General features: G+C 70.8%; 17 protein-coding genes and 2 tRNA genes. 6 read left to right on the top strand and 13 right to left on the bottom strand.

Going from position 1 to position 16,741, the window contains the following annotated elements:
- Window positions 1-150 precede the first annotated feature (150 nt).
- Entirely contained in the window at window positions 151-918 is a 768-nt protein-coding gene (locus C5508_RS09720) for a TIGR03936 family radical SAM-associated protein (RefSeq protein WP_104524745.1), read from the bottom strand.
- A complete protein-coding gene (locus C5508_RS09715) occupies window positions 918-2,861 on the bottom strand; it encodes a TIGR03960 family B12-binding radical SAM protein (protein WP_104524744.1) in 1,944 nt (647 codons plus the stop codon). Before C5508_RS09715 ends, C5508_RS09720 begins: the two co-directional genes overlap by 1 nt.
- 133 nt (window positions 2,862-2,994) lie before the next feature.
- Here C5508_RS09715 and C5508_RS09710 point away from each other — a divergent pair, with 133 nt between their 5' ends.
- The 3 genes from C5508_RS09710 to C5508_RS09700 all read left to right on the top strand — a co-directional run bounded on the left by C5508_RS09710 (window position 2,995) and on the right by C5508_RS09700 (window position 4,040).
- Window positions 2,995-3,201: a hypothetical protein gene (locus tag C5508_RS09710; protein WP_104524743.1), complete on the top strand. Its 207-nt coding sequence runs from the start codon at window positions 2,995-2,997 to the stop codon at window positions 3,199-3,201.
- A gap of 66 nt (window positions 3,202-3,267) precedes the next feature.
- Window positions 3,268-3,534 carry a helix-turn-helix transcriptional regulator gene (locus C5508_RS09705; protein WP_104524742.1) on the top strand — a complete coding sequence of 89 codons (267 nt, stop codon included), beginning with the start codon at window positions 3,268-3,270 and terminating at the stop codon, window positions 3,532-3,534.
- A complete protein-coding gene (locus tag C5508_RS09700; protein WP_104524741.1) occupies window positions 3,531-4,040 on the top strand; it encodes a hypothetical protein in 510 nt (169 codons plus the stop codon). Before C5508_RS09705 ends, C5508_RS09700 begins: the two co-directional genes overlap by 4 nt.
- A 72-nt stretch (window positions 4,041-4,112) precedes the next feature.
- On the opposite strand, the gene ndk is transcribed toward C5508_RS09700, so the two are convergent.
- The 3 genes from ndk to C5508_RS09685 are packed head-to-tail and all read right to left on the bottom strand — an operon-like array spanning window position 4,113 to window position 6,294.
- Window positions 4,113-4,523 (bottom strand): nucleoside-diphosphate kinase, encoded by a 411-nt coding sequence (ndk, locus tag C5508_RS09695; RefSeq protein WP_104524740.1) that lies wholly within the window; start codon window positions 4,521-4,523, stop codon window positions 4,113-4,115.
- An 11-nt stretch (window positions 4,524-4,534) separates the two neighbouring features.
- Window positions 4,535-4,942 carry a DUF4233 domain-containing protein gene (locus C5508_RS09690; RefSeq protein WP_104524739.1) on the bottom strand — a complete coding sequence of 136 codons (408 nt, stop codon included), beginning with the start codon at window positions 4,940-4,942 and terminating at the stop codon, window positions 4,535-4,537.
- A complete protein-coding gene (locus tag C5508_RS09685; protein ID WP_104524738.1) occupies window positions 4,939-6,294 on the bottom strand; it encodes a bifunctional folylpolyglutamate synthase/dihydrofolate synthase in 1,356 nt (451 codons plus the stop codon). Before C5508_RS09685 ends, C5508_RS09690 begins: the two co-directional genes overlap by 4 nt.
- 42 nt (window positions 6,295-6,336) lie before the next feature.
- Here C5508_RS09685 and valS point away from each other — a divergent pair, with 42 nt between their 5' ends.
- The gene (valS, locus tag C5508_RS09680) at window positions 6,337-8,922 is read left to right on the top strand and encodes a valine--tRNA ligase (RefSeq protein WP_104524737.1); all 2,586 of its coding nucleotides are present in this window, start codon (window positions 6,337-6,339) and stop codon (window positions 8,920-8,922) included.
- 250 nt (window positions 8,923-9,172) lie between these two features.
- Here valS and C5508_RS19530 read toward each other — a convergent pair whose 3' ends face one another.
- Window positions 9,173-9,520 (bottom strand): DUF1697 domain-containing protein, encoded by a 348-nt coding sequence (locus C5508_RS19530; RefSeq protein WP_157944054.1) that lies wholly within the window; start codon window positions 9,518-9,520, stop codon window positions 9,173-9,175.
- 168 nt (window positions 9,521-9,688) lie between these two features.
- Here C5508_RS19530 and C5508_RS09670 point away from each other — a divergent pair, with 168 nt between their 5' ends.
- The gene (locus tag C5508_RS09670) at window positions 9,689-10,615 is read left to right on the top strand and encodes a DUF559 domain-containing protein (RefSeq protein WP_104524736.1); all 927 of its coding nucleotides are present in this window, start codon (window positions 9,689-9,691) and stop codon (window positions 10,613-10,615) included.
- 132 nt (window positions 10,616-10,747) lie between these two features.
- On the opposite strand, the gene clpX is transcribed toward C5508_RS09670, so the two are convergent.
- From clpX to C5508_RS09645, 5 genes are all read right to left on the bottom strand, one after another.
- Window positions 10,748-12,022, bottom strand: a complete 1,275-nt coding sequence (gene clpX, locus C5508_RS09665; RefSeq protein WP_104524735.1) for an ATP-dependent Clp protease ATP-binding subunit ClpX — start codon at window positions 12,020-12,022, stop codon at window positions 10,748-10,750.
- Window positions 12,023-12,318: 296 nt separating this feature from the next.
- The gene (locus C5508_RS09660) at window positions 12,319-12,945 is read right to left on the bottom strand and encodes an ATP-dependent Clp protease proteolytic subunit (RefSeq protein WP_104524734.1); all 627 of its coding nucleotides are present in this window, start codon (window positions 12,943-12,945) and stop codon (window positions 12,319-12,321) included.
- A 20-nt stretch (window positions 12,946-12,965) separates the two neighbouring features.
- Window positions 12,966-13,604, bottom strand: coding sequence for an ATP-dependent Clp protease proteolytic subunit (locus tag C5508_RS09655; RefSeq protein ID WP_408607759.1), 639 nt, complete (start codon window positions 13,602-13,604; stop codon window positions 12,966-12,968).
- Between the two features lie 242 nt (window positions 13,605-13,846).
- Complete coding sequence (gene tig / locus C5508_RS09650; protein WP_104524732.1) at window positions 13,847-15,238, bottom strand: trigger factor; 1,392 nt, start codon at window positions 15,236-15,238, stop codon at window positions 13,847-13,849.
- 131 nt (window positions 15,239-15,369) lie between these two features.
- Window positions 15,370-15,443 (bottom strand) — tRNA-Pro (locus tag C5508_RS09645).
- A gap of 107 nt (window positions 15,444-15,550) precedes the next feature.
- On the opposite strand from C5508_RS09645, the gene C5508_RS09640 reads away from it, so the two are divergent.
- Window positions 15,551-15,624, top strand: a tRNA-Gly gene (locus C5508_RS09640).
- A 137-nt stretch (window positions 15,625-15,761) separates the two neighbouring features.
- Here the strand turns inward: C5508_RS09640 and C5508_RS09635 are convergent.
- Both C5508_RS09635 and C5508_RS09630 read right to left on the bottom strand, forming a co-directional pair.
- Window positions 15,762-16,253 carry a DUF4395 domain-containing protein gene (locus C5508_RS09635; protein WP_104524731.1) on the bottom strand — a complete coding sequence of 164 codons (492 nt, stop codon included), beginning with the start codon at window positions 16,251-16,253 and terminating at the stop codon, window positions 15,762-15,764.
- 218 nt (window positions 16,254-16,471) lie between these two features.
- Window positions 16,472-16,675, bottom strand: coding sequence for a hypothetical protein (locus C5508_RS09630; protein WP_157944053.1), 204 nt, complete (start codon window positions 16,673-16,675; stop codon window positions 16,472-16,474).
- Between the last annotated feature and the right edge of the window lie 66 nt (window positions 16,676-16,741).

Here is a 16,741-nt window from a genome sequence, read left to right as displayed (position 1 = left end):
CCCGCACCCGGTGCTGCTGGATGCGGTGGAGCTCGGTGGTGCCGGTGCTGCGGTGGTCTGGGGCGTCCGGGCCGGGTGGCTCGGAACGGGCGCGTCACGTCTGGCAGCCGTGCCGCTCGACGGCGCGAGGCCTCCTCAGGCTCCGTCCGGTCAGACCGTCGCGGGCTCCCCCTGGCAGCGGGTGCTCGCCATGCGGTCGGGACCGAGCGGGTCAGCCACGGTCCCGGTGTCGTCGAGCCGGCCCTGCGCCACACGCACGGCCCGTGGGGGCGACGGCGGGCGCAGGTCGGCGACGGCAGCCAGGGCGGCCAACACGTCGTCAGGTCGTACAGCGGGCGTTCCCTGCCGGACGACCATGTGCAGTATGGCACAACCTGCCTCTTCGGCCGCCGACGCGCTGGCCACGGCCGGGCGGGCGTCGATGTCCTTGAGCCCGTTCTTGGTGCGCTTCGCGACAGTGACGACGTCGCGGGCGAGGAAGCTCGCCACGGCCGACTGGAGCTCGGCCAGGCCCAGGCCGGGCAGCTCCAGCCGCCACACCGACGTGTCGATCCGGTCGGCCAGCGATCCGGTGCCCTCGGCGGCCTCGACGGCCTCCAGGACGGCGATGTCGACCGGTAGCGCGGCGTCCAGCGCCGCGCGGACGGCCTCCGGGTCGCAACGCCGCGCCAGCCCGATCTCCAAGTACTCCGCCTCGCTCGCCGAGCCGGTGGGCGCGGCCCCCAGGTAGGAGATCTTGGGGTGCGGGCTGAACCCGGCCGAGAACGCCATCGGCACCTGCGCCCGCCGCAGCGCCCGCTCCAGGGCGCGGGCGAGGTCGCGGTGCGAGGCGAACCGCAGGCGGCCTCGCTTGGCGTACCGGATGCGGAGCTTCTGGACCGTCGGCGGCGGGGGCGGACCCTCGGGCTGACGGGCCATCAGACGACCGTCAGCGGGAGCAGGCTGCGCCCGGTGGGGCCGATCTGGATCTCGGTCCCCATGGTCGGGCAGACGCCGCAGTCGTAGCAGGGGGTCCACCGGCAGTCGGCGACCTCCTCCTCGGAGATGGCGTCCTGCCAGTCGTCCCAGAGCCACTCCTTGTCCAGCCCGGAGTCCAGGTGGTCCCAGGGCAGGATCTCGTGCTCGGTGCGCTCGCGGGTGGTGTACCAGTCGAGGTCGACGCCGAACGCGGCCAGCTCCTCGGCGGCAGCCTGCGTCCAGCGGCCGAAGGAGAAGTGCTCGCTCCAGCCGTCGAACTTGCCGCCCTCGCGCCAGACGCGCTCGATGACCCGGCCGACCCGACGGTCGCCCCGGGAGAGCAGTCCCTCGATCACGCCGGGCTTGCCGTCGTGGTAGCGCAGCCCGATCGAGCGGCCGATGCGACGGTCCGCGTTGATCGCCTGGCGCAGCACCCTCAACCGGTGGTCGATGGTCTCGGCGCTGGCCTGCGCTGCCCACTGGAAGGGCGTGTGCGGCTTGGGCACGAAGCCACCGATCGAGACCGTGCAGCGGATGTCCTTGCGGCCGCTGGCCTCGCGGCCGGCGCGGATGACCTCGACCGCCAGCTCGGCGATCTCCAGGACGTCCTCGTCGGTCTCGGTGGGCAGACCGCACATGAAGTAGAGCTTGACCTGCGTCCAGCCGTTCGCGTACGCCGTCGTGACCGTGCGGACGAGGTCCTCCTTGGACACCGTCTTGTTGATGACCCGGCGGATGCGCTCGCTGCCGCCCTCGGGGGCGAAGGTGAGCCCGGAGCGCCGGCCGTTGCGGGACAGTTCGTTGGCGAGCGTCACGTTGAAGGCGTCGACGCGGGTGCTGGGCAGGCTCAGGCCGGTGTTGGTGCCCTCGTAGCGGTCGGCGAGCTCCTTGGCGACCTGGCCGATCTCGGAGTGGTCGGCGCTCGAGAGGCTCAGCAGGCCGACCTCCTCGTAGCCGGTCGCCTTGAGCCCCTGCTCGACCATCGAGCCGATGCCGGTGATCGTCCGCTCCCGCACGGGGCGGGTGATCATGCCGGCCTGGCAGAAGCGGCAGCCCCGCGTGCACCCGCGGAAGATCTCCACGCTCATGCGTTCGTGGACACTCTCGGCCAGCGGCACCAGCGGCGTCTTCGGGTAGGGCCACTCGTCGAGGTCCATGACGGTCCGCTTGCCGACGCGCTCGGGCACGTCGTCCCGGGTGCGGGTGACGGCCGCGATCGTGCCGTCGGGACCGTAGGTGACCGCGTAGAAGCGCGGCACGTAGACGCCGTCGACGCGAGCCAGCCGGGCGAGCAGCTCCTCGCGACCGCCGGGGCGGCCCTGCGCCTTCCAGGCCTTGACGACGTCGGTGATGTCGCCGACGGCCTGCTCGCCGTCGCCCAGGACCGCGCAGTCGACGAAGTCGGCGACGGGCTCGGGGTTGAAGGCGGCGTGCCCGCCGGCGACGACGACCGGATGGCTCTCGTCGCGGTCGACGACGTGCATCGGGATGCCGGCGAGGTCGAGCGCCTCGAGCAGGTTGGTGTAGCCGAGCTCGGTGGCGAAGCTGACGCCGAGGACGTCGAAGTCCCGGACGGCGCGGTGGCCATCGACGGTGAATTGGCCGACGCCGTGCTCGCGCATCAGGGCGGCGAGGTCGGGCCAGACGGCGTAGGTGCGCTCGGCCAGGACGTCGGGCCGCTCGTTGAGCACCTCGTAGAGGATCATGAGGCCCTGGTTGGGCAGGCCGACCTCGTAGGCGTCGGGGTACATCAGCGCCCAGTGCACGTCCGCGGTCTCCCACGGCTTCAGCTGGGCGTTGAGTTCACCGCCGACGTACTGGATCGGCTTCTGGACCTGGGCCAGCAGCGGCTCGAGTCGCGGGTACAGCGACTGGCCTGCGGTGGTGCGGAGCTCTGCAGTCATGACCGGTCCAGGGTAGCCGCCCCCTCGCGGCGTGCCCTCCCCTCGCCCGGGAGGTGGCCGGGCCATCCCAGCGCGGCGTGCCGTGGGGTGGGCGGGGCAGACTGACCGTTCCGACCGAGGCGAGGAGATCGCAGTGGAGCAGCGGACATCACGGACCGGCGCGCTCGCGCTGGGAGGCGGGGTCGTCGCACTGCTGTCGGTCCTCGGGCTGATGTGGCTGGGCTTCGCGCAGGAGTCCACGCGCGGCAGCGCCGAGGGCGCGATGCTGCTGCTGTGCTGGGTGGGACTGATCGCGGGGATCGTGCTGGTGGCGATCGCGGTCGTGCGCTCCTCGCGCTGAGCCGCCACGACGTCGTCGTCGGCCGCCCACTTCCACTGTCGTAGCAATAATAGTACGTTTCGTCTCATGGGGCGACAGCCGAAGTCCGAGGCGGACAAAGTCCACGACCGCATCGCGGTGCTGAGGGCCGACCGCGGGGTGAGCCGGAAGGAACTCGCCGACGCCGTCGGCGTCCACCCGCAGACGATCGGCTACGTGGAGCGCGGCGAGTACAGCCCCTCGCTGGCGCTGGCCCTGCGCATCGCCCGCTTCTTCGGCCTGCCGGTGGAAGCGGTGTTCTCACTCGACCCGTTGCCCTCGCTCAGCCAGGAACTCCTCAGGAGGACGTCGTGAGCATCTCCCCCGAGCAGACCTACCTCGCCCGCACCTTCGACGACGGCCGCTACGCCTGGGCCCGCTCGCGGCAGGTCCGCCACCTGGCCGTCGTCGCCCAGGCCGTGCTGCTGGCCGCGCTCGTCGCCTGCACCGTGCTGGCGGCCATGACCGACGACGGCTGGTCGACCTGGTTCCTCGTCGTCTGGACCGCCGGGATGGTGGCCTTCATCCCGCTGCACTCGGTGCTGAACCTCGGCATCCGCGGGGTGTTCGACCGCAGCGACCGATCGCTCGACGAGCACCAGCGACGGCAGCACGAGCAGTCCCTCGGCGCCACGGTCTGGCCGAGCCTCGCGCTGCACCTCGCCGCCTGGTGCGCGGCCGTCGCGGTCGTCGCCCTCACCGGGCACGTCACGCCGGCGCTCTGCCTGGGCTTCCTGCTCTGGTTCGCGGGCTGGATCCTGCCGTCCTGGAACCTGGCGTGGACCGCCCCCGACGAGCCCGCCGACGCCGACTTCTGCTGAAGGACCCCCTCGTCCCCCACCACTCGCGAGCTCGTGGCGGGCCCCTACGAGGGGGCCGCCACGAGCGGAGTCCTAGGCGAGGCCGGGGAAGAACAGACCGATCTCGCGCGCGGCGGACTCGGGCGAGTCGGAGCCGTGCACGATGTTGTTCTGGACCTCGAGGGCGAAGTCGCCGCGGATGGTGCCCGGGGTGGCCTTGACCGGGTCGGTGGCGCCGGCCAGCGCGCGGAAGGCCTCGATGGCCCGCGGGCCCTCGACCACCAGCGCGAGGAGCGGGCCGCCGGTGATGAACTCGACGAGGTCCCCGAAGAAGGGCCGCTCGCTGTGCTCGGCGTAGTGCGTCTCGGCGACCTCGCGAGGCAGCGTGCGCAGTTCGGCGGCCACCAGGCGCAGGCCCTTGCGCTCGAGCCGGGTGATCACCTCGCCCACGAGACCACGAGCGACGCCGTCGGGCTTGACCAGGACGAGAGTGCGTTCAGTCACGGGGCCGGAGCCTACGTGGTGCCCGCACCCCCGCCGTCCGCGTTCCCCGTCCGGGCCGCCGGCACGGGGGCGAACCGGCTGCCGACCAGCTCCTTGCGCACCTGCAGCAGGTAGACCCAGATGAGCACGAAAGCGCCCCCGACGAACCACATGACGGCGTTCATCAGGCCGGTGAGCAGCAACGGCACCTGGAGTGCGGTGCCGATGACCAGGCCGCGCTCCCGCCGCTGCACCCCGCTGGCCACGATCAGGATCAGGGAGAGCACGAGCAGCAGGGTGAGCCGGACTCCCCCGAGGCCCTCCTCGGTCTGCGCGATGCCGCGCGGCACGAAGAGGACGGCCAGGCCCTCCAGCACCAGGACCGCGGCCGCGGCACCCCGCAGCGCCTTCGCGGCCCGCAGCGGATCGGGAGCCGTCACGACCCGCCGCCGGCGAAGAGGCTGCGCGCCTCTCCCGCGGTGATGACGCTGCCGGTCACGAGCACGCCCGAGCCGCCCAGCGCGTCGTCCGGGCCGGCTTCGGCCAGCTCGATCGCCTCGGTGACCGCCTCGGAGAGCCGCGGCGAGACGCTGACCCGGTCGGCGCCGAAGATCTCGACGGCCAGCGCACCCAGCTCGTCGGCCGGGATCGACCGGGCGGAGCTGTTCTGGGTGATGACCACCTCCGCGCACACGTCCTCGAGCGCGGCGAGCATGGCCATGACGTCCTTGCCGTGCACCGCGCCGACGACGCCGATGAGCCGGGTGAAGTCGAAGGACTCCCGGATCGCCTCGACGGTCGCCGTCATGCCGGCCGGGTTGTGCGCGGCGTCGACCAGCACCGTGGGGCTGGTCCGCACCTTCTCCAGCCGGCCGGGCGAGCGGACGCCGGCGAACGCCGCGCGCACGGTCTCCTGCTCGATCGGGCCGGTCGCCGCGCCTGCGCCGAGGAATGCCTCGACCGCGGCCAGCGCCGTCGCCGCGTTCTGCGCCTGGTACTGGCCGAACAACGGCAGGAACACCTCGTCGTACTCGCCGCCGAGCCCCTGCAGCCGCACCTGCTGACCGCCGACGGCGACCTTGCGCTCCAGCACGCCGAACTCGGTGCCTTCGCGGGCGACGACCGCCTCGACCTCGACCGCGCGGCGCACGAGCGCGTCGAGGGCCCCGGGCTGCTGGTGGGCGAGCACGGCGATGGAGTCGGCCTTGATGATCCCGGCCTTCTCCCCCGCGATCGTCGGGACGTCGGGCCCCAGGTACTCGGCGTGGTCCATGTCGACCGGGGTGACGACGGCGACGCGTGCGTCGGCCACGTTGGTGGCGTCCCAGGTGCCGCCCATGCCGACCTCGATCACGGCGACGTCGACCGGGGCGTCGGCGAAGAGGGCGTACGCCATGCCCACCATCACCTCGAAGAACGACATCGGGACCTCGCCGGCGGCGTCGACCATCTGCACGTACGGCGCGATGTCCTCGTAGGTCTCGACGAAGCGCTCGGCGCTCACCGACTGCCCGTCGAGGACGATCCGCTCGCGCATGGACTGCAGGTGCGGGCTGGTGAAGCGGCCCACGCGCAGGCCGAAGCCGCGCAGCAGCTCGTCGATCATGCGCGCCGTCGTCGTCTTGCCGTTGGTGCCGGCCACCTGGATCACCGGCATCGCGCGGTGCGGCGACCCGAGCAGGTCGACCAGGGCGTTGATGCGGGTGAGCGAGGGCTCGAGCCGGGTCTCCGGCCACCGTGCCAGGAGCTCGTTCTCCACCCGGGCGAGGTCACCGGTGCTGCCGTTGCTCATCCTGCTCAGGATGCCAGGGGCGCAGTTCCTAGACTGAGCCCCATGGCTGACGACATCGCGATCCCGGACACTGCTGCCCCGGCTGCGACCGTCGCCGTACCCGAGAAGCCGACCCTCGACGGCCTCGAGGACAAGTGGATCGCGCGCTGGGCGGAGCAGGACACCTACGGCTTCGACCGCGAGGCCGCGCTCCAGGTCCCGCGCGAGCAGATCTACTCGATCGACACTCCCCCGCCGACGGCGAGCGGCTCGCTGCACGTGGGCCACGTGTTCAGCTACACCCACACCGACATCGTCGCCCGCTACCAGCGGATGCGGGGCAAGCACGTCTACTACCCGATGGGCTGGGACGACAACGGCCTGCCGACCGAGCGCCGGGTGCAGAACTACTACGGCGTGCGGTGCGACCCGGGGCTGCCCTACGACCCGTCCTTCCAGCCACCGGAGAAGCCCGGCAAGGACCAGATCCCGGTGTCCCGCCGCAACTTCGTCGAGCTGTGCATGCAGCTGACCGAGGAGGACGAGGCCGAGTTCGAGAGGCTCTGGCGTCGCGTGGGGCTGTCGGTCGACTGGTCCAACGTCTACCGGACGATCTCGGAGAGCTCCCGGGCCACCGCTCAGCGGATGTTCCTGAACAACCTGGCCCGCGGGGAGGCCTACGCCCAGGAAGCCCCCACGCTGTGGGACGTCACGTTCCGCACCGCGGTCGCGCAGGCCGAGCTCGAGGACCGAGAGCGGCCCGGCGCCTACCACCGGATCGCCTTCCACGGCGCCGATGGCCCCGTGTTCATCGAGACGACCCGCCCCGAGCTGCTGCCCGCGTGCGTCGCGCTGGTCGCCCACCCCGATGACGAGCGGTATCAGCCGCTGTTCGGCACGACGGTGACGACGCCGCTGTTCGGCGTCGAGGTGCCGGTCGTCGCCCACCGCCTCGCGGAGCCGGACAAGGGCTCGGGCATCGCGATGATCTGCACCTTCGGCGACCTCAACGACGTCACCTGGTGGCGCGAGCTGCAGCTGCCGACCCGGCCGATCATCGGCTGGGACGGCCGGCTGCTCGCCGACCCGCCGCAGGGCGTGGGTGCGTCCCCGTACGACGAGCTGGCCGGAAAGACCGTGTTCAGTGCCCAGCAGCGGATCGTGGAGCTGCTGCGGGAGTCGGGCGACCTGGACGGCGAGCCGAAGCAGATCACCCACCCGGTGAAGTTCTTCGAGAAGGGCGAGCGCCCGCTGGAGATCGTCACCACGCGCCAGTGGTACATCCGCAACGGCGGCCGGGACGCCGACCTGCGCGACGCCCTCATCGCCCGCGGCCGGGAGATCCAGTGGGTGCCCGAGCACATGCGGCACCGCTACGACAACTGGGTCGAGGGCCTCAACGGCGACTGGCTGATCAGCCGTCAGCGGTTCTTCGGCGTCCCGTTCCCGGTCTGGTACCGGCTGGACTCCGAGGGCGAGCCCATCCACGACGAGCCTCTGCTCGCCCCCGAGGCGTCGCTGCCGGTCGACCCGTCCTCCGACGTGCCCGAGGGCTTCACCGAGGACCAGCGCGGCAAGCCGGGCGGGTTCATCGCCGACCCCGACGTCATGGACACCTGGGCGACGTCCTCGCTGTCGCCGCAGGTCGCCTCGGGCTGGGACACCGACCCGGAGCTGTTCGCCAAGGTCTTCCCGATGGACCAGCGGCCCCAGGCGCACGACATCATCCGCACCTGGCTGTTCTCCACGGTCGTCCGGGCGCACTTCCAGCACGGCGCCGCACCGTGGACCCACGCCACGATCTCCGGCTTCGTGGTCGACCCCGACCGCAAGAAGATGTCGAAGTCCAAGGGCAACGCGACGACGCCGATCGACGTCCTCGAGCGCTACGGCACCGACGCGGTGCGCTGGCGCGCGGCCGGCGCCCGCCCGGGTGCGGACTCACCGTTCGACGAGGCGCAGATGAAGGTCGGCCGGCGGCTGGCCATGAAGATCCTCAACGTCGGCAAGTTCGTGCTGGGCCTGGGCGCCTCGGCGTCGCTCACGCCGGCCGACGTGACCGAGCCGATCGACCGGGCGCTGCTCGCCGGGCTGGCCCGGGTCGTGGACGAGGCGACCGCCGCGCTGGACGCCTACAACTACACGCGGGCCCTCGAGGTCGCCGAGGCGTTCTTCTGGTCGTTCTGCGACGACTACGTGGAGCTGGTGAAGACCCGGGCGTACGGCTCCGGCCCGGAGGCGGTCTCCGCGCAGGCGGCGCTGGCGGTGGCGCTGGACGTGCAGCTGCGGCTGTTCGCGCCGGTGCTGCCGTTCGTCACCGACGAGGTGTGGTCGTGGTGGCAGACCGGCTCGGTGCACCGTTCGCCGTGGCCGGCCGCGTCCGAGCTGCCGGTCGACGGCGACCCCGCGGTGATCCCGGCCGTCGCCGCCGCGCTGGCCGGGGTGCGAAAGGCCAAGTCCGACGCCAAGCAGTCGATGCGCGCCGAGGTGGAGACCGCCACGGTGACCGCACCGGCCGAGCAGGTGCCGCTGGTCGAGGCAGCCCGGACCGATCTGGCGAACGCCGGCCGGATCAGCTCGCTGACGATCGAGGCCGGCGAGGGCGAGCTGCGGGTCGACGTCGTCCTGGCCCCGGTGGCCGAGGGCTGAGGCTCCCCGCTCCCTGCAGGCGATGTGCGGCGAGGGCGCGTTCTCTCTGCGGGAACGCGCCCTCGCCGCTCATCGGCTCAGCTCGACCAGCTTCGTGACCGTGTTCCAGTTGCGGTTGGTCCCGGCCACGCCGAGCAGCCGGTCCCACTTCCAGCTGCCCATCGCACTGGCGTGGAGCCCTCGGGCAGCCAGAGGTAGATCTCGCGACCACGCAGCACGTATTGGCCGCCGCCCGCGGGCGGGAGCGCCGTCAGCCGGTCGGGATCCGGCGGCTCGGGGAAAAGGTGACCGAGTGCCGCGCGTGGTCGGTCGCGAGGCGACCCAGTGGGTCCGCGGCGAGGACGTGGGCGGGCTCGTCCGCCGTCCGGACGACAACCGGCACGTCGAGGGGGAAGTCCTCGTCGATCGCATTGCTCAGGTCGGCGGCCAGCTCGGCCTCGGACATGTCGCTCTCGAGCAGCACGTTCCCGCTGGCCAGGTGCGTACGGACGGCGCCGTGGCCGCGGGCGGTGAGCACTTCGCGGAGCCGCGGCATGGACACCCGGCGGGTGGCGCCCAGGTTGATGGCCCGCAGCAGGGCCACGTAGCGCGTCGTCACGCGCCGAACGGTAGCGCCGGGGTCAGCCCCCGCCGCGCGCCGGCGCTGTCCCGGGCGAGGACATTCCTGGCCGCCGGATGTCGCGTAGTAGGACAACGCCGGACCCCGCCGTCCACAGATTGGTCCGTTCGGCCCCGCACGAGTCTCGGCTCCCTGCACGGTGCACTCATGCACGACCTTCGCGCGCTGCTCGGCCCGACGAGCGTGGCCTCGACCGCATGGCTCCGGAGCCAGGTCACTCCGCGGACGGTGAGCCGATGGCTCGCCTCCGGACGACTCGTGCGGCTCCATCCCGGCTGGGTCACTGCCGCCGACCTCGCGGATGACTGGCGCGTCCGGGCCGAGGCGGCCACGTCCTACTGCGGAGGGCCGCTCAGCCACTGGAGCGCCCTGACGGCGCACGGACTGCTCCACGAGATCCCTCGGCTGGACGTCACCGTGCCGTCGGGTTTCCGGGTCCGATCGACCCCGCGGCTACGGATCCACCGGAGCAGGACGCCGTTCGCCCTGACCACCGCCGCAGGGCTGGTGACCACATCGGTGGCCCGGGCACTCGTCGACACCTGGGACGACGCCTACCGGCACGGGGCGGCGCACGGCCACCACGACGCCGCGCGGGCGGCGTTGCTGCGAGCGGTGCAGCGCCGCCGTGTGCACGCGTGGCAGCTCGCGGCCGAGTTGGGCCGGCGACGGAACCTGGCCGGCCGAGCAGCACTCGAGGAACTGGTACGGCTCGTCGAGGGCGGCAGCCACAGCGAATTGGAGATCTTCGGCCTCCAGCACATCCTGAGCGTGCCGGGGCTGCCGGAGTGCCGGCGCCAGTACCGCGTCCTGCTGCCGGACGGGCCGGTGCTGCTCGACGCCGCCTGGCCCGAGGTCCGCCTGGCAGTGGAGCTGGACGGCGCCGCCTTCCACGGCTCGGAGGAAGCGCGGGAGCGGGACCTCCGCCGGGACGCTGCCCTGGCTGTACTCGGGTGGCAGACGCTGCGCTTCAGCTACCGACGAGCCACGTCGAGCCCGGCGGGATGTCGCGCGCAGATTGCGGAGATCTACCACCGCCGGCTCGGCCTTGTCCCCCAGGCAGACATTCGGTAGCCCGAAATGTCGCCTCACGGGGCAACGCCCCGCTCGGGCTGCGCTCAGCGGACGGCGGGGCCGGCAACAACACGGGCCTGGGAACGCAGCGAGCCCGCCCCCGGATCGGGGACGGGCTCGGAGCGGAATAGCTCAGGCAGACTTCTCGCGGGGGGCGCGGGTCGGCTTGCGCGGGACGATCGTCGGGTTGACGTGCTCCAGCACGACCTCCTTGGTGATCACCACCGAGGCGATGTCCTCACGGCTGGGGATGTCGTACATGACCGACTGGAGCACCTCCTCCATGATCGCGCGCAACCCGCGGGCGCCGGTGCCGCGGAGGATCGCCTGGTCGGCGACGGCCTCGAGCGCGTCGTCGGTGAAGTCCAGCTCCACGCCGTCGAGCTCGAACAGCTTCCGGTACTGGCGCACCAGGGCGTTCTTCGGCTCGGTCAGGATGTTGATCAGCGCCTGACGGTCGAGCTTCTTCACACTGGTGATCACCGGCAGACGGCCGATGAACTCGGGGATCATGCCGAACTTCAGCAGGTCCTCGGGCATGACCTCGGCGAAGGAGTTGGCCTCCTCGATCTCCTTCTTGCCGCGCACCTCGGAGCCGAAGCCGATGCCCTGCTTGCCGGCACGCGCCTCGATGACCTGCTCCAGACCGGCGAAGGCACCGCCCACGATGAACAGCACGTTCGTCGTGTCGATCTGGATGAACTCCTGGTGCGGGTGCTTGCGGCCACCCTGCGGGGGCACCGACGCCGTCGTCCCCTCGAGGATCTTCAGCAGCGCCTGCTGCACGCCCTCGCCGGAGACGTCGCGGGTGATCGACGGGTTCTCGCTCTTGCGGGCGATCTTGTCGACCTCGTCGATGTAGATGATGCCGGTCTCGGCGCGCTTCACGTCGTAGTCGGCGGCCTGAATCAGCTTCAGCAGGATGTTCTCGACGTCCTCACCGACGTACCCGGCCTCGGTGAGGGCGGTGGCGTCGGCGATGGCGAACGGCACGTTCAGCATCCGCGCCAGCGTCTGCGCCAGGTGGGTCTTGCCGCACCCGGTGGGGCCGATCAGCAGGATGTTGGACTTCGCCAGCTCGACGGCGTCCTCACGGGAGGCGCCGGCGCCACCGGCCTGGATCCGCTTGTAGTGGTTGTAGACCGCGACCGAGAGGGTCCGCTTGGCCTTGTCCTGGCCGATGACGTACTGGTCCAGGAAGTCGTGGATCTCCTTGGGCTTGGGCAGCTCGTCGAACTTGAGGTCCGACGACTCCGAGAGCTCTTCCTCGATGATCTCGTTGCAGAGGTCGATGCACTCGTCGCAGATGTAGACCCCGGGGCCCGCGATGAGCTTCTTGACCTGCTTCTGGCTCTTCCCGCAGAACGAGCACTTGAGCAGGTCACCGCTCTCACCGATTCGTGCCACCTGCTGACCTCCACCTCGGATTCGCTGGTCCTGGTGCCAGGTACCGGCGGGTTTGATTCTGCTGCTTGTCGTGCCCCTGCTCGACCCCGCTGACAGGCTGCCCCGCGAGGCTCTCCTCCCGGCGCTGTCGTCCGGGGATCGGGCGTTCGCCGAACGTACCTGCCGCCGTCGACGAGCCCGGGCAATGACTCACCCGGAACGTCGCGGCCGTCCCACTCGTGTCCCGTCGTGCCCTCAGGCCCCCGACGGTACGGGCCGAGCACACGTCACGCGCGTCCCGGCCCGTACCCATCGGATCAGCTGGGGAGGGCGTTGAGCTTGCGGCTCTGGATCACCTGGTCGACGATCCCGTACTCCTTGGCCTCCTCGGCCGTCAGGATCTTGTCGCGGTCGATGTCCTTGCGGACCTGCTCGGCCGAGCGACCGGTGTGCCGCGCCAGGATCTCCTCCATCTGCGTGCGCACCCGCTCGATCTCGGCGGCGTGGATCTCCAGGTCGGAGACCTGACCGCCGGCCTCGCCGGAGGGCTGGTGGATCAGCACGCGGGAGTAGGGCAGCGCCAGGCGCTTGCCCGGGGTCCCGGCCGCAAGCAGGACGGCGGCGGCCGAGGCTGCCTGGCCCATGCAGACGGTCTGGATGTCCGGGCGGACGAACATCATCGTGTCGTAGATGGCCATCAGCGAGGTGAAGGAGCCACCGGGCGAGTTGATGTAGATGGTGATGTCGCGGTCCGGGTCGTTGGACTCGAGCGTGATGAGCTGCGCCATCACGTCGTTCGCCGACGCGTCGTCGACCTGCACCCCGAGGAAGATGATGCGCTCCTCGAAGAGCTTGTTGTAGGGGTTGGACTCCTTCATGCCGTAGCTCGTGCGCTCCACGAAGGAGGGCAGGATGTAACGGCTGGAGGGCATCTCGAAGCTCATCTGCGTCTGTCCTCGAAAGCTCAGTTGTCGGAGACCGGGTTGGCGCTGTCGGTCATGGTCGCCCGGCTCACCACGTGGTCGACGAAGCCGTACTCGAGGGCCTCCTGCGCGGTGAACCAGCGGTCGCGGTCGGAGTCGGTCTCGATCTGCTCCACGCTCTGCCCGGTGTGGAAGGACTGCAGCTCGTTGAGCTCCTTCTTGGTGCGGCGGAACAGGTCCGCCTGGATCGCGATGTCGGCCGCGGTGCCGCCGACGCCGGCGGAGGGCTGGTGCATCATGATCCGCGCGTGCGGCAGGGCGTAGCGCTTGCCCTTGGTGCCCGCGGTCAGCAGGAACTGGCCCATCGAGGCGGCCAGGCCCATGCCGTAGGTGGCGACGTCGCAGTCGATGAACTGCATCGTGTCGTAGATCGCCATGCCGGCGCTGACCGAGCCGCCGGGCGAGTTGATGTAGAGGTGAATGTCCTGCTTGGGGTCCTCGGCGGACAGCAGCAGCATCTGGGCGGCCAGCTGGTTGGCGATGACGTCGTCCACCTGGGTGCCCAGGAAGATGATGCGCTCACGCAGCAGTCGCTCGTAGACCGAGTCGCCGAGGTTCATCATGCCGCCGGCGCCACGCAGCATGGGTGCGCTCGCCAGGTTCGGGTCGGTAGTGCTCACGGGTGCGGTGACCTCCGTAGAACTGTCTGAGCAGTCGGTCTCGGTGGGTGGTACGGGCTTCGAACGGCCCGTCGGGGAGCGGTGCCCCCCGGCGATCGCCTGAGTCCTGTCGACCCTAACGCGGACCTCCGACGAGGCAGTCCCGAACAGGGCGGTGTTCGCCGTCGGCGCAGCGCCGTACCCCGGATACGCGACGACGCCGCCCTCCCGGCTGGGGAGGACGGCGTCGTCGACGAGCGGGCTCAGGACTTGGCGTCGTCCTCGGTGCCCTCGACCTCGTCGGCCTCGGCCTCGGCGGCGGGCGCCTGCACCGTCTTGGGGCGCATGGCCTCCAGGTCGACGGTGTTGCCCGAGGCGTCGGTGATCGTCGCCTGCTCGAGTAGCTGGGCCAGCGTCTTGGTCCGGCGCACGTCGGCGACGAACTCGGCGATGTTGTTCGACTGCTGCAGCTGCTGGGCGTACTGCTCCGGGCTCACCCGGTTGCGCTGCGCCTGCGCCATGATCTGCGCCGAGAGGTCGTCGTTGTCGACGGTTACCTCACGGGCGTCGGCGATCGCGTCGAGGATGAACTGCGTCTTGACCGCCTCCTCGACGTTCTTCTTCTGCTCGTCGTCGTAGGCCTCGCGGCTCTCGGCGCCGGTCATCTGCAGGAAGGCGTCCCAGTCCATGCCGGCCTGGCGCAGCTCGTTCTCGAAGGAGCGGTTGCGCCACTCGATCTCGCGCTCGACCAGGTTCTCCGGGATCGGCACCTCGATGGTCTCGAGAAGCTTCTCGACGATCTTGTCGCGGGCCTGCGCGCCCTGCTGGATCACCTTGGTGCGGGCCAGGCGGGTGCGGACGTCCTCGCGCAGCTCGGCCAAGGTGTCGAACTCGCTGGCGGTCTGGGCGAACTCGTCGTCGAGCTCCGGCAGCTCCTTCTCCTTGACCGAGCGCACCGTGACGGTGACCTCGGCCAGCTCGCCGGAGTTGGGGCCGGACAGCAGCGCCGTCTCGAAGGTCTTGGACTCCTCGGCGGACAGGCCGACGACGGCGTCGTCCAGGCCCTCCATGAGGCTGCCCGAACCGATCTCGTAGGACATGCCGGTGGTGGAGCCGTCCTCCAGCACCTCACCGTTGAGCTTGGCCTCGAGGTCGATGGAGACGAAGTCGCCCTGCTGTGCCGGGCGCTCGACGGCCTGCAGCATGCCGAAGCGCTCGCGCATGACGGTGACCTGCTGGTCGATCTCCTCGTCGGTGACCTCGACGTCGTCGACGGTCACGGCGATGCTGTCGAGCTCCGGCAGGGTCAGCTGCGGGGCGACGTCGACCTCGGCGGTGAAGGCGAGGGACTCGTTGTCGTCGAGGCGGGTCACCTCGACCTCGGGCTGGCCGAGGACGCGGACCTGGTTCTCGCGGACGACCTCGGAGTAGATCTCCGGGATGGCGTGCTGGACGACCTGCTCCAGGACGACGGGGCGACCGATCCGCTGGTCGAGGACGCGGTTGGGCACCTTGCCGGGGCGGAACCCGGGGACGCGGACCTGCTTGCCCAGCTCCTTGTAGACCTCACCGAAGGCGTGGTCCAGGTCCCCCCATGCCACCTCGATCGCCATCCGGACCCGCGTGGGGCCCAGTTCCTCGATGGTGCTCTTCACAGCGGCAGTGCTCCTCGGTAAGACAGCAGATGGGGCGCCAGCGTGCTCCGACGGCGCCGGTCGACCCCCGAGTCTACGGACGTCGAGGGCACGGGCGCGGGGGCGGGATGCGCCGCCCGCAGCGCCCACGGTCGGGGTGACAGGATTTGAACCTGCGGCCCCCTGCTCCCAAAGCAGGTGCGCTACCAAGCTGCGCTACACCCCGTAGCGAGCGTGAGTCTAGGCGCGGCCCCGCGCCGGCAGCCGTCCGGCGCTTGCAGGGGCGGAATGCGAGGCCGCCGGACGGCAGCGGCTAGGCTGTCCGGGCACCTCGCGGGTGTAGCTCAATGGTAGAGCCCCAGCCTTCCAAGCTGGCCATGCCGGTTCGATCCCGGTCACCCGCTCCACGCACAGCGCAGGCCACGCGGCATGTTCGGCGTACTGGAGGAGTCCTGGGGACTTTCTCCGCAAGGCTCGGTATGACCCCTACCGTTCCCTCTGAGGTTCTCGGCAATCGTCGTGCTGCCCTGCGAACGATCGGAAGTCAGGCTGCCGTCGGTCTACGCGACCAGATGTTGGCGCACTGTTCGCAGGCTTCTTCTGGCACGAGACCGGCCTTGATGAGGAGCGGGAACAGGCGGCAGGCGATGCAGAAACCGGCGAACGCCTCGAGGGCCGCCGCCGCAGTCAGTGCGGTGACGAGGCCGTAGGCCAGGCGCTTCCGCCCGAACCCGTAGTGCAGCAACAGTGCGGTGCCGGACATCGTCAGGCCCATGCCCTGGGCGAGGCGTTTCGGCGGCCCCGGTACCAACGTGGGCTCCTGCTTCAAGCGCGGCGCGACCATCCTGGTGACCAACTGTCCGAGCGGGCTGAGCGTCGGGCCGGTGAGAACGCGAGCGGCAAACCCATAGGTCAGCGGCACCATCAGCACCGGCTTGTCCATGAGCACCGTCGTAGCGGACATGGTGACGACCCCGCCTGCCACCAGCCGGGCCGCCGTCTCGTTCACCGGGTTGGGGAACTCGAACAGACCCACGACGGTGCACCTCCAATGGACAAGTGAGTGGTTGGTATCAGCGAGCCTCCCAGGCTGACGACGCCGCCGCCAAGCAGGTGCCCGCCTTCCGGGCCTCCGTGCGCCGCCCGGAAGACAGAGAAGTCGCTGTTCGAGCGAAGAGAAGTGGCCGCGGGAGCACGCCCCGACGCCCCTTCGGTGTCGCTGACGACATGGCCTCGCGATCCACCCGAGGGATGTCAGCCGGCCGCGCGGTGCAGCACGGCGGTCAGTGCGTCGCGCAGCCAGTCGAAGGCATTCGACGGTGAGGACGGCGACGACAGGTGGCGTGCCGCCACATACATGTCCGGCCGCACGAGCAGCACGCCGCCGTCCTCGATCTCGCGGAGCTCGGCCCAGGTGCCGTACGGGTCCTCGAACTCCCGACCCGGACCGATCGACACCGGCGTGATCGTCAGCCCCAACTCCTCCCCCAGCGCCCGCCCCGCATCTGTCTCTTATACAACTCT

Origin of the sequence: Blastococcus atacamensis (assembly GCF_002938425.1) — a bacterium.
Lineage (GTDB): Bacteria > Actinomycetota > Actinomycetes > Mycobacteriales > Geodermatophilaceae > Blastococcus > Blastococcus atacamensis.
Note: the sequence above shows the minus strand (reverse complement) of the source record. Positions and strands in the feature narration are given on the sequence as shown.

Bases quoted from the DNA above. Each gene is read 5' to 3' on its own strand.
- C5508_RS09670 (WP_104524736.1), top strand. From the start codon at position 9,689: ATGCACGACCTTCGCGCGCTGCTCGGCCCGACGAGCGTGGCCTCGACC.
- C5508_RS09705 (WP_104524742.1), top strand. From the start codon at position 3,268: ATGGGGCGACAGCCGAAGTCCGAGGCGGACAAAGTCCACGACCGCATC.
- C5508_RS09660 (WP_104524734.1), bottom strand. From the start codon at position 12,945: ATGAGCTTCGAGATGCCCTCCAGCCGTTACATCCTGCCCTCCTTCGTG.
- C5508_RS09685 (WP_104524738.1), bottom strand. From the start codon at position 6,294: ATGAGCAACGGCAGCACCGGTGACCTCGCCCGGGTGGAGAACGAGCTC.
- valS (WP_104524737.1), top strand. From the start codon at position 6,337: ATGGCTGACGACATCGCGATCCCGGACACTGCTGCCCCGGCTGCGACC.
- C5508_RS09715 (WP_104524744.1), bottom strand. From the start codon at position 2,861: ATGACTGCAGAGCTCCGCACCACCGCAGGCCAGTCGCTGTACCCGCGA.
- C5508_RS09720 (WP_104524745.1), bottom strand. From the start codon at position 918: ATGGCCCGTCAGCCCGAGGGTCCGCCCCCGCCGCCGACGGTCCAGAAG.